Here is a 12,564-nt window from a genome sequence, read left to right as displayed (position 1 = left end):
GTATAAATGTTTACCCCAGCACCTTGCGGATGCAGGCCGCGCAGATGTCCACGGCCTCCTGCATTTCCTCTAGGGAGATGACGAGAGGCGGATTGAAGTACAGGACATCTCCCAGCGGACGCAGCAGAAGACCTTGTTTAAGCGCTTCCTTGTAAATCTGGTAGCCCAGCCGCCGTCCGGACGGGAAACTCTTTTTGGTCTCCCTGTCCTCCACCAGTTCAATGGCGTTCACCAGGCCCAGGCTGCGGATTTCCCCCACGTGGGGATGGTCCCCCAGGGCGTCCGCGATCATCCGGTGAAACACGGGTGCCTTTTCCTGCGCCCGGGGAATAATTTGTTCCTCATCCAGCACCTTCAGCACGGCCAGGGCGGCGGAGCATCCCAGGGGATTGCCGGAATAGGTATGGCTGTGCATGAAGGCCTTCCCCTCCCGGTAGTCCGCATAAAAGGCGTCGTAAATCTTCTGCGTGGTAACGGCGATGGACATGGGCATGTAACCGCCCGTCAGCCCCTTGGAGAGACACATGATGTCCGGGGAGATGCCGGCCTGGTCACAGGCGAACATGGTGCCCGTGCGGCCGAAGCCGGTGGCGATTTCATCCGCAATGAGATGCACGTTATAGGCGTCGCACAGGGAGTGGAGTTTCGCCAGATAGGCGGGGGGGTACATCCGCATGCCCGCGGAACCCTGGAGCAGGGGCTCCACCAGCAGGGCGGCGCATTCGTCCCCATGGCGCGCAAAGGCCTCCTGGGCCGCGTCAATGCATTCCGCCCGGCAGCATCCGCGTTTTTTTCCCCTGGGGCAGCGGTAGCAGTCCGGAGCGGGAATGCGCACGATGTCCAGCAGCAGGGGCTTGTAAAGTTCCGAGTAAAGGTCCAGCCCTCCCATGGAAAGGGCCCCCAGGGTTTCCCCGTGGTAGCCGTCGCTCAGGGACATAAAGCGCACCTTCTGGCGGTTTCCGGTCTGGTAATGGTACTGGAAGCTCATCTTCATGGAGGATTCGATGGCCCCCGAGCCGTTGTCGGAAAAATTGAACTTGCAGAGCCCCTGCGGCATCTTCTTCATCAGCTCCTCGCACAGGGTGATGGCAGGCTTGTGGGAGAAGTTGGCGAAGATGACGTGCTCCAGGGAATCAAGCTGGTTCTTGATGGCCTGGTTGATTCCGGGGTGGGAGTGCCCCAGCAGGTTGCACCACCAGGAACTGACCACGTCCAGATAGCGTTTCCCGTCCACGTCGTACAGGTTGATTCCCTGCCCGCGCTCAATCACGATGGGGGGCAGCGTTTCATAATCCTTCATCTGGGAACACGGGTGCCAGATGTATTCCAGATCTTTTTTTGACCAGTCTGAGTGATTCATGGTGAAAGGCGGCGGAAGCGGGACGGCCCTTACTTCATGCGGACTTCATAGCCCAGTTCCGCAAGCATGGCCAGATCTTCCCGGATGGTGACTCCGGAGGTGGTGAGCATATCCCCGGAGATGGCCGCATTGGCCCCGGACATGAAGATTTTCCTGCCGTGGTCCTTCATGGTGTTGCGCCCTGCGGCGATGCGGACGAAGCCGTCCGGCATGATGAACCGCACCAGGGCCACGATGCGCAGCTGGTCTTCCTCCCCCAGCGGGACCATGTCCGCATACGGCGTGCCGGGGATGGGCGTCAGGAAATTGATGGGGGCGGACTTGATGCCCAGCGCGGCGATGTCCATATACATGTCTATCCGGTCCTCCAGGGTTTCCCCCAGTCCCATGATGCCGCCGCTGCACACTTCCAGCCCGGCTTCCATGGCCCACTTGATGGTCTGTATCTTGTCGTCGTACGTATGGGTGGTGCACACGTTCGGGAAGTTGCGGCGGGAGGTTTCCAGGTTGTTGTGGTAGCGGGAGACGCCCGCGGCCTTCAACTGTTCGCAGTGCTTTTTGGAGATAAGCCCGTGGGAGGCGCAGAGGGAAATGCCGCACCGTTCCGCAATGTGCCTGTAGCTGGCGCAAAGCTGCTCCACGTCCGCATCCGTCAGCCTCTTGCCGGAGGTGACGATGGAATAGCGCAGGATGCCCCGTTCGTCATTATACCTGGCTCCCGCCAGCAGGGCTTCGCCGCTTAAAAGGGGGTACTCCTCCACGGCAGTGGAGTAGTGGGCGGACTGGGCGCAGTACTTGCAGTTTTCCGAACATTTGCCGCTGCGCCCGTTGATGATGGTGCAGAGGTCGAAGACATTTCCGCAGAAGTGCTCCCGGATGGCGTTGGCCGCCTGGCACAGTTCCTCCAGCGGCTCCCGGCTGAGGGCTATCAGTTCTTCTCTGGTGCAGGACGCCCCATGGAGCACCCTGGAAAGGAGGGAAGAGGTCAGACTCATGCGTGAAAGACTACCCCCGGCGCGCTTCACGTCAAGGGCAGAATGACGGGGTGCGCGGATCGCGGGGGCTCCATCTGTTTTTGGCCATTTGGCCGTCTGTTCGGGAGCCTTGTAGCGCAGGGCCGGGAAGCCGGGCGCGGGCTTGTATTCCGTGTCCAGGATAGCGATGGCCCTGTCAATGAGGTCGCTGTTTCCGGCGGAGATGTCGTTTTTCTCCGCAGGATCCTTCATGATGTCGTACACCTCCCAGTTGTCCGGCTTTTTACCGGGAAACAGGTTGCGGCGGATGACTTTCTTCGTGTCAAAGCGCACGGCCACCTGGCCGCCGTAGCCGCCTCCGGCCCAGACCAGGGGTTTCCGGTCTTTCAGGGCGGATTTTTTACCCAGCAGGACGGGAGAGAGGTCAACCCCCAGCGGGGTGCCGGCGTCCGCTCCCGCCAGGGCGCACAGCGTGGGCATCACGTCCGCATGAAAGGCCGGCTGTGAGATGGTTTTCCCCGGAGCGATTTTTCCGGGCCAGCGGATGATGCCGGGCACGCGGATGCCCCCTTCATAAAGCTGGCCTTTCAGCCCTTTCAGGTTGGCTACGGAATTGAAAAAGTTGTGGTCCACCCCGCCTACGTCGTGCGTGGTGCCGTTGTCGCTGGTGAAGATGACGATGGTGTTCTTTTCCAGACCGCAGGCTTTCAGCGTGTCCAGCAGGCGGCCCACATTGTAATCCATCTGGGAGATCATGCCGGCATACGCGGCGCGGGGGCGCGGATGGGGCAGGTAGCCCTGGTTGCCGCGGTAGGGCCGCTTGTCCCATTCACGGGGATAGCGGTCAATCCATTCCTGGAGGGGCTGCATGGCCACGTGGGGTTCCAGGGGCGCGTAATACAGGAAAAACGGCTTCTTCCCGTGGGCCTTTTCCTTTACGAATTCCAGCATTTTGTCTGCAATAAGATCGGAACTGTGCTGCTCGGCCCGGTAGGTATCCGCCAGCACTTCCCCTTCCGGCTGGGAGCCGTGTCCGATGGTGGCGGGAGTGAGCGAGGTGTTCAGGACTTCCTTCTTCCCGTCGTTCCAGAGGTGGGGCGGATAATAGGTGTGGCAGGCTTTCTGGTCCGTGTAGCCGTAGAACCTGTCCACTCCGTGCTTGTCGGGCGCTCCGGTGGAGCCGAAATCGCCGATGCCCCATTTGCCGAAAACCGCCGTGGCGTAACCGGCCTTTTTCATGGCTTCCGGCAGGGTGTAGGTTTCCTCCCGGATGGGCCAGTCTCCCTTGAGGTTGCGCCAGTTCTCGCCGGCGTCCACGCGCTTCAGGTCCTGCACGTCGCAGTTGCCTGTATGCTTGCCGGTCATCAGCACGTTGCGGGAGGGGGAGCAGACCGGGGCGCCGGAATAGAAATAAACCCACCGCTGCCCTTCGGAGGCCAGCTTGTCGATATTGGGGGTTTTAATCTTCTTCTGCCCGTAGCAGCCTACTTCCGCCCAGCCCAGGTCATCCGCATTGATCAGAACCACATTGGGCGGCGCAGCCTGTGCCGCATGAAGCGAGGCAACGGAAAGGACACAGTAAAAAACGCTTTTAAAAAATCTCATCCTATATAAAAACGCGGGCCGCTCCTTCAATATTTCAGGGAATGCGGCTTTCCGTCCATTTCATGAAAAGTTTCCTGGAATGGAAAGGAATATGAAGGCTGCGGATTCCGTGATTCCGGCGGAATGCGGGGGTGCGCCGCCCTGTGACGCCGCGTTTTTCAATGTGGGGCGGTAGGCTCCTTTTTCATGCGGCGCCACAGGTAGGCGCCGCAGATCAGAAGCAGCGTGGCGAGGATGATGCCGTAGTAGGTATTCTGGCGGTGGTCCCTGTACTGGAGGAAGACATGAACGGGTGCGTCCGTGGCGGCCAGCGGAACGGTGATGCCGTAGTTTTCCGAGCATTCCACGGGAAGGGGCTTTCCCCCGTTGATGCGTGCCGTCCAGCCGTCCGAGTAGCTTTCCAGAATATCCAGGGACGTGGTTCCCGGCGGAACGGTGAAATCCATTTGATTGTACGTCATCCGGTTGGGCTGCACGGGAACGCGTTCACCCGTGGCCTGGTTCGCGGCAAAGTACCTTCCCTTGTAATGGGGATTGGCCAGAAGGATGTACTGGGGGGTATTCTCCACCAGGTTCCAGCCCTTAACCTGCGGCGGGCTCTGGCGCGGATTGACGATGATATGGGAAATGCCGGCCCTGGCGGCGGCTTCCGGATGGGCCAGTTTGTCCTGGAGGGAGTGAAGCCGTCTGGGAGCGACGGTTTCATAGCCTTCAGCCAGCTTGATTCCGAAGGTGGAAAGATGGTTGGCGTGAAGGTAATCCTTGTCTCCCTGAGCGGAGTAAAAGGAGACGGAACCGTCACCCACCTGCTGTTTCAGGCGCGGCATCCATTCAGGTTCCTTGTACAGTCCGGAGGATTCAGGCTTGTCCGCATATTGCACCCAGGTGGCCTGCACCAGAAGCAGTTCCCCCAGGGAGCAGAGAATGACCAGGGAGGCCAGCAGCAGCTTGTGCCGTGCGTGGACGTGGATGCGGGAGGCGGCCCAGAGACCGCCCCACAGCAGCGCCAGCAGGGCAAGCGTGCGCGGGTACCAGATGCAGCTTTGCTCCAGCAGCCGTTCCGTCCGGAGCAGGTACCAGCTTTCCCTCCCCGCTTCAGCGGCGGAAAGGCGGGAAACCAGGTTCTTCTGGAGTATGGAGAGGATGTCCTGGTGGAAGATTTGAATCAGGACGGAGCAGAAAAGCCAGCCCAGCGTCAGAACCCCCAGGGCTATGAAGATTTTCTTCCAGACGGTTCTTGCAGGTTCCTGCGTGAGGGCGTGGAGCTGCCACGCCGCCAGCCAGGAAGCGCCCAGGGCATACACCGCGGTGGACCGGGAGTAAAAGTAGGTGATGAGAGGGGTGAAGACCAGCGCCAGGCTGATGACCATCAGGAATTTGGCCGTCAGCGGGGCTTTCCTGTTGAAGAGCCCCATCACGGAAAGGACAAAAATGACACCGCCGGTGAATTTCAGGTCAAAGAGGTCCTGCCCCATGAGCTTGAACAGGTCAATGGTTTCCGGAACGCCCAGAAGGGTGGGGAACAGGACGGTGACCAGGGAGGGCAGGTGGGTGACGCCCGTCAGGAAGGGAAGCTCTTTGACCCCTGCCATCAGAGGCGGAATGGTCTGGGCCAGCACGTCTATGGAGAGCAGGGCCCCTCCGATGCCGGATACCAGGTAGGGCAGGGAGACGCGCCAGAGGGTTTTAAGGCTCCAGCGTGAAGGGGAAGACCACCAGTCCGCCAGCCACACGCAGCCCGTAAGCAGGACGATGAACAGGCACGCCTGGAGGTGGCCGCCCCGGAACCCCAGGGCAATGAAGAGGATGGAGGGAAGGTCAATGATTCTCTTTTCCCTGTTGCGCATCAGCGCCCAGAGTATCCAGGGGGCCCAGCACATGGTTCCCAGCACCCAGCGGTGGTAGATCCACATGACGAATTGGGAGTAAAAACCATAGCCCGCCGCTCCCAGCAGGCAGTAGGGAGCCGGAACCTTCCTGTTCCGCAGGAGGACGATCATGCCCAGGCCCGCGATAAGGAATTGCAGGATGATGCCCGTGTCCCATGCCGTCCAGAAGGGCAGGAAAAAGTAAAGGGCGTGGTGCCAGTCTCCGGGGCACAGCATGGTGTTCTCCGCAATGGGGGTGCCGTTATGGGCGTATGGATTCCAGCCCATGTAGCCGTCCTGCCGGACGCTTTCCGCTACGGAATAGTTGTAGGGCAGGTACTGGGAAATGGCGTCCACCGTGAAGTGGTTGTGGACGTTTTCCATGGGCTGCGTGGCATACGGGGAGATGAGGCAGTCCATGATGTCCATGGGGGCCAGCACCTTCCCCCCGAAGATGGCCGGAGCAAAAAACGCGGCCACCATGGCGGTCCAGAGAAGGCAGCAGAACCAGAAAGAGCGCCTGGAGAGGGAGTCAGTGTTTTTCATGCTTAAGGTGGCGTTCGTCCCAGTGCATGAGGGAAAGGACATGGTCATACCGCTGGGAAGTGCGCAGGCCGTGGAGGATGAAGGCGATGGTCAGGGCAAGCGCGGACACGGTGAACAGCCCCATGGACAGGACGGCAAGGGGAAGATGGAAGACGTACTCATACCGGAAATAGTCCAGAACCGCCGGAAGGCCCGCCAGGATGGCGAGGATGAGCAGGATGGCGCTGATGATGGAGAAGAAGAACAGGGGACGGTGGTTCATCAGGACGGAAAAGATGGTCTTGATGACTTTCACCCCGTCCGACACCGTGGAAAGCTTGGAAACGGACCCTTCCGGACGGTCCATGTAGTTCGTGGGCACTTCCACGATGGAATAGCCGTTGTCCAGGGCGTGGATGCTGATTTCCGTTTCCAGTTCAAAGCCCGTGGAAAGAATGGGGAAGTTTTTGACGAACCGTTTGGAGAAGACGCGGTACCCCGTCAGGATGTCATGCAGGTTGCCCTGGAACAGCTTGTTGATGAGCATGCGGACGGCCTTGTTCCCCGTATCGTGCATGGGCCGCTTGTTTTCACGGCTGTAAATGCCGGCGTCATGGCGGTCTCCGCACACCATGTCCGCGTCTCCGCGGAGGACCGGTTCCAGCAGGCGGTTGAGGTCGGCGGCCGGATAGGTCAGGTCCGCGTCCACCATCACGTACACGTCCGCATCCACTTCCCGGAATGCCTTTTTAACGGCCATGGCTTTTCCCTTCCGCTTTTCTTGAAGCAACGTGCCGGAACAGCCTAAATCTTCATAAGTTTTTCTGGCTATTTCCGCAGTTTTATCGGAAGAATTATTGTCAATGACATAAATGGCGGCTTCCGGACAGTGGTTATAAAAATCTTCCATTACCTCCTTGATAGTCAATTCTTCATTGTAGGCAGGAATAATAATGGCGATAGAATTCATGTCAGATATCTCTAACGACGGCTCGAAAAAGAATACGGATTATAAATCCGGGAGTCAATGTATTTTTCTCATCTGAAGAGATTAACGATTTTTTTAATGGTAGAGATAAGAAGAATAAGAGATAAATAATAATTTTTGTTTATTTTTGATATTCAGATAGATAACAAGATTTATTTAACCAAAAACACACTGGCCGGATTTATAATCCGCTATATTTTTTATGTGCTGCATTTGTTTGTTTAACTGCACGGTTGAGCTATAGGCAACTTCATATGAAAATGGATTTCAAAAATTCGGATAAAACTTTACTATGCATTAACATAGCCGTTTGGGTAATATGTGTCGTGTTGTTTTTCAGCCCAGCTATCTTTGGAGGAAAAGTATTGGCTCCCTTGGACTGTTTGGAGTGTGTATTTAGACCTTTTGCTACGCACCCGATCGAACAAGTTCATAACCAGTACAATGTGGATGGGGCTTCCCAATATTTGCCTTATAGTTGGGCTATGCAGCAATCCTGGAAAGAGGATGGCTACATGGGCTGGAATCCTTATACGCATAATGGAACATCTTTGCCGGAAAATACCATGTTAAGCCCGGGAGACTGGCATCATTGGTTGTTTGCTTTTCTTCCATTTTGGACAGCGTGGGATACGGGAATAATTCTACAGTTTTTCCTAGCGGGACTTGGAATGATTATTTTATTAAGGAGTAGAAATGTTCCCTTTCTGTACACTCTGTTAGGTGCCGTCAGTTTCAGTTTTTATTCCCAGTTCATTATGTGGATGTATGATCGGTGGCTGGGTGCCATGATTTGGGCCCCGTGGATTGTCTGGGCCTTGTTGCGAGGAAGGGAGAAAAGGAGAGTGATTGACGTCCCTTCCGTCATTTTTATTTCTCTTGGATTCAGGGGGGGACACCTCCAATCCTGTACTTTTATTTTCCTGCTGGTGCTGTGCGTTTTTCTGGCGGACTGGTGGCGTCGTGAAAATCGATGGTCATGGAAGATTTTTGTCAATTCTGCCTGGCCTTATTTTATTTCCGGTGTACTGGCAGTCCTGCTGTCCTTGGATGTTTTTGTGGATACATTGCCGCGTATGGAAGGATGCAAATCATTGAGTTTTATTTGGAGTATAGGACATTTACCATCCTTGATTACTTCCATTATTCCTACTGTTTTAGGTGTTCCGCAGACAATTAGCCTGTTCAGGGTGATGGACGCTGATTTGTTCGACATTAAATTTGGGGGAGGAATCGTTTTTATTTTAGCGATTCTGGGACTTTTTAATTCTCGGGCTCCATTGACGGCTAAGTTCTGTTTTGTTATTAGTTTGGTAGCGTCTTTTTCCCCACTTGCCTCTTTTTTATATTCGCGATCTACGACTGTGATGGCTTTAGGGATGGCGTGGCTGGCTGCATGGCAGTTATATGATCTAAGTCTGCATTCGCAAAGACCCATCTGGCGCAAGATTACCTGGTGGGGAGTTTGGATATTGCTTGTTTGGTTTTTAGGATCTGTCGTTGTCCAACTTTTCCATGAACCATTGTTGGCGAAATTACAGGGCTTAATGGAACACAACATTATGACGGCTCAACAGGAAGGTCGCCGTTCCTGGTATTATATGAGGGTAGAGAAGTTGCTTGCTCAACTGATGATTTGGGATTGGCGCAACATGGCTTTTATTGTACTAATTGGCGCAGGTTTGTGGGCTTGTTCCCATTTAAATGTGTCCAGCCGCCAGCCTTGGGTATGGGCGGGATTAGTAGCACTATGTACGTTTGGAGAGCAATTGGTATTTTCATCTTCCTGGCTTGCCTATGCCGACAAGCCAGCCACCGTTTATCTTTATCCCGAACCGGAATGGTTGCCGGAACTCCGCCAGAATGTAAAAGACGGTTCTGTAGAGATCGTTAATCCGCATGGGGATTTGGATTTTTTATGTACAAATCATTTATCCACTTATGGCATCAGATTGGCCGGGGGCTATGAGACTGTTCAGCCAAAGTGGTTGAAACCTTTGGGGCAGGGGTATGATCCGGAAGATTATGCCAAGGCGGGAATTTCCCATTTATTGTATGATGCCCAAGCAAGAATCCCCATTCTTAAAGGATGGCGTCTAGTACAAAAAACATCAGGTTTCTATTTGCTGGCTAACACGGAATACCGAGGCCGCTATTTTATTCAAAGTGGGGCTGATGACGTATTCCGGAGTGTTAATTTGGATTGGCGCACGTGCAATAAGATGCATTTTACTGTCCCTGCCGGAACCAGGAAATTAATCGTATTAGAAAGTTATTCCAGAGGATGGAGCGCCAGGATGAAAGGAGGAGGGAAAATTCCCGTAGAACGCACGGAACGGAACGGTCTTCAGATTCCCGTGCCGGATACGGGACGAGAGACAGGCATTTTGCTGCAATACCATACTCCCTACCGTGCCTGGTATTATGGAATCATGGGAGGTACGGCGATTTTTCTGATTTTAACGATTCTTTATCAACGGTGGAAACGATACAGACAGGAATGTTGACCAATTTACATCATGAATCGTGTAAGAAAAATTAAGGTAAGATGATTCCTTCTACAGCGGTGCGGAGGGGCTCGTCACTGAATTGCTCCAGGGCATGCTTCAGGAAGCCCTGCGCAATCATTCTGCGCGCCGTCTGTTCCGGAATGCCGCGTGAAAGCAGGTAGAAGATTTCTTCCGGAGAGATGGAGGAGGTGGCGGACCCGTGTGAGCACTGCACCCTGTCCGCCAGGATTTCCAGGCCGGGAATGGAGTTGGCTTCCGCGCGGGGACTGAGGATCAGATTGCGGTTGCTCTGGTAGGCGCTGGTATCATGCGCCCCTTCCGCCACCAGGATCATGCCGCTGAAGATGCTGGTGGATTCATCATCCAGCACATTGGCGTAAAGCAGGTTGCTGGAGGCTCCGCGGTAGAGGTGCTTCTGGTAGGTTCTCTGGTCCAGTTCCTTGTTTTCCTTCAGGTGGTTGGCGGAAAGCAGGCGTACGTTCGCGCCGTCCCCGTTCAGGAGGCAGACCGTTTCCTGCCTGGCCCACGCCGCGCCGGGGTGGCTGGCCAGGTGTTCCATTTCCGCGGAATCGTCCGCCATGATGTGGCAGAGTTCCACCGCTCGGGAACGGCTGTTGAGCTCCTGGACCAGGGCGTATTTGACGGAGGAAGAGGAGGAAAGATGGTGCTGTTGCAGCGCCCCGCAGAATTGGCTGCCGTGGTCCGCGCTGATGTGTCGTTCCAGAATATGCAGGCGGCTTCCGGTTTCCGCAATGACTAGCGTGGCGGGGAAGACGGCCACCTTGTCCCCGGAGATGAAGTGGAAAATTTCCAGCGGCCGGGAGATTTCCTTTTCCGCCATAATGACCAGTCCGTTGTGCTGGAGGGCGGTATTCAGCGCGGCCAGCTTTTCAGACCCAAGCGTTTCCGGCGTTGTTTCCAGATGTTTGCGGGCGGCGTCCGGGTATTGCAGCACGAAGTCTTCCAGGTCCATCACGGAGAGCCCTTCCGGCAGTTCCTCCGGAATGGAGACGGGAAGCCCGTTGGCGTAAATGATGCGGATGGCGTCCGGCATGGAGGCGTGCTCCGTGATGATGGAGGCCAGGGCCTCCGGGGCGACGGGGTATGCCGCTTCAAAATCTTCCAGGGATTCGTTGCCGGGGGCACCGAAACGCCAGGATTCCATGCGGCGGGAGGGTTCCGGGAGCTGGTCCGCCTGTTCCAGGGCGCGGCGGTGCCTGGCTTCAAACCATGCGGGAAGGAAGCCTGCGGGGAATTGTTCTTCGTTGAGCAAGTGGTTCATCATTTCCTTCCTTATCCGATGCTGTCTTCCATTTCCAGGTCAATGAGCCTGCGCAGCTCCACGGAATATTCCATGGGGAATTCCTGGACGAGATCATTAATGAATCCATTGACGGCCAGGGACATGGCGGCCGCCTTCGGGATGCCGCGCTGCTGCATGTAAAAGAGCATTTCTTCAGAGACCTGGGAGACGGACGCTTCATGCTGCACCGTGTTTTTGTCCCCCTTCACCGTGATGGCGGGGTAGGTGTCCGTGCGGCTGTTGGCCGCCAGCAGGAGGGCGTCGCATTCCGTATTGTTCTTGCAGCCCTTGAGGCCTTTCCCCATGACCACCTGGCCCCGGTAGCTGGCGCGCCCTTCACCGATGCTGATGGATTTGGAGACGATGTTGGACGTGGTGTCGTCCGCCGCGTGAATCATTTTAGCCCCGGTATCCTGGTGCTGGCCCGTGTTCGCCAGGGCGATGGAGATGACCTCTCCCCTGGCGCGCCTGCCCTTGAGCACCACCGCCGGGTATTTCATGGTGAGGCCGGAGCCGATGTTGCAGTCTATCCAGCGGATTTCCGCATCTTCCATGGCAAGGCCGCGCTTGGTGACCATGTTGAAGACGTTGGAGGACCAGTTTTGAACGGTGACGTACTGGATTTTGGCGCCTTTCAGGGCTACCAGCTCCACCACGGCGGAGTGGAGGGTGGACGTTTCAAACTGGGGCGCGGTGCACCCTTCCATGTACATGAGTTCAGCCCCTTCATCCGCAATGATGAGGGTGCGTTCAAACTGGCCGAAGTTTTCCGAGTTGATGCGGAAGTACGCCTGAAGCGGGTGCTTGAGCTTCACGCCCTTGGGCACGTAAATAAAGGAGCCGCCGGAGAATACGGCGCTGTTCAGGGCGGAGAATTTGTTGTCTCCCGTGGGGATGACCTTTCCGAACCACGGGCGGAAGACGTCTTCATGGTATTTCAGGCCTTCCGCGGAGTTTACGAAGATGACGCCCTGGCTGCGGAGTTCCTCCTTCATGTTGGAGTAGGCGGACTCTGAATCATACTGGGCTTCCACGCCTGCCAGGAACTGGCGTTCCTGTTCCGGAACGCCCAGGCGTTCAAAGGTGCGCTTTACGTCTTCCGGCACGTCATCCCAGCTTCGCTTGGGTCGTTCCCCGTCGGAAAGATAGTAGCGTATCTTGGAGAAATCTATTTTTTCAATTTCCGGAGAAGCCCAGTGTGTGGGCATGGGCTTGCTTTCAAAAACGGCAAGGGCGTTCTTGCGGAACCGGCGCACCCATTCCGGATCGTCCTTGACGTCGCAAATATAGTCAATGGTGGCCTCCGTCAGGCCGTAGCCGGCGTCGAATTTATGGCGTTCCGGGAAGGAGAAGTCCCCCTTGCTCCGGTCAAAGTCAAACAGGTTCTGTGTGTTCCCGTCTTCTGACGTGTCAGGTTTATCGCTCATGAGA

General features: G+C 56.0%; 7 protein-coding genes and 1 pseudogene. 1 reads left to right on the top strand and 7 read right to left on the bottom strand.

Annotation, left to right across the window (positions count from 1 at the left end; all coding sequences use genetic code 11):
• Positions 1–10: 10 nt before the first annotated feature.
• The 5 genes and pseudogenes from bioA to ABGM91_RS02705 form a co-directional block, all read right to left on the bottom strand.
• The gene (gene bioA / locus ABGM91_RS02725) at positions 11–1,360 is read right to left on the bottom strand and encodes an adenosylmethionine--8-amino-7-oxononanoate transaminase (protein WP_354833486.1); all 1,350 of its coding nucleotides are present in this window, start codon (positions 1,358–1,360) and stop codon (positions 11–13) included.
• 29 nt (positions 1,361–1,389) lie between these two features.
• On the bottom strand, positions 1,390–2,355 hold the full coding sequence (gene bioB / locus ABGM91_RS02720) for a biotin synthase BioB (protein WP_290565565.1): 966 nt from the start codon (positions 2,353–2,355) through the stop codon (positions 1,390–1,392).
• A gap of 210 nt (positions 2,356–2,565) precedes the next feature.
• Positions 2,566–3,939: pseudogene (locus ABGM91_RS02715) on the bottom strand (arylsulfatase); the annotation flags it as partial.
• 158 nt (positions 3,940–4,097) lie between these two features.
• Entirely contained in the window at positions 4,098–6,353 is a 2,256-nt protein-coding gene (locus ABGM91_RS02710) for a hypothetical protein (RefSeq protein WP_354833484.1), read from the bottom strand.
• On the bottom strand, positions 6,340–7,302 hold the full coding sequence (locus ABGM91_RS02705; protein WP_354833482.1) for a glycosyltransferase family 2 protein: 963 nt from the start codon (positions 7,300–7,302) through the stop codon (positions 6,340–6,342). Before ABGM91_RS02705 ends, ABGM91_RS02710 begins: the two co-directional genes overlap by 14 nt.
• A 272-nt stretch (positions 7,303–7,574) precedes the next feature.
• On the opposite strand from ABGM91_RS02705, the gene ABGM91_RS02700 reads away from it, so the two are divergent.
• Positions 7,575–9,827 (top strand): hypothetical protein, encoded by a 2,253-nt coding sequence (locus ABGM91_RS02700; RefSeq protein ID WP_354833480.1) that lies wholly within the window; start codon positions 7,575–7,577, stop codon positions 9,825–9,827.
• Between the two features lie 31 nt (positions 9,828–9,858).
• On the opposite strand, the gene ABGM91_RS02695 is transcribed toward ABGM91_RS02700, so the two are convergent.
• Complete coding sequence (locus ABGM91_RS02695; RefSeq protein WP_354833478.1) at positions 9,859–11,115, bottom strand: SufD family Fe-S cluster assembly protein; 1,257 nt, start codon at positions 11,113–11,115, stop codon at positions 9,859–9,861.
• Positions 11,116–11,123: 8 nt separating this feature from the next.
• Complete coding sequence (sufB, locus tag ABGM91_RS02690) at positions 11,124–12,560, bottom strand: Fe-S cluster assembly protein SufB (RefSeq protein WP_251841386.1); 1,437 nt, start codon at positions 12,558–12,560, stop codon at positions 11,124–11,126.
• Positions 12,561–12,564: the final 4 nt, after the last annotated feature.

It is taken from the genome of Akkermansia muciniphila, assembly GCF_040616545.1.
Classification (GTDB): Bacteria; Verrucomicrobiota; Verrucomicrobiia; order Verrucomicrobiales; family Akkermansiaceae; genus Akkermansia; species Akkermansia muciniphila_E.
The sequence above is the reverse complement of the archived record's forward strand: the minus strand, read 5'-3'. Positions and strand labels throughout refer to the sequence as shown.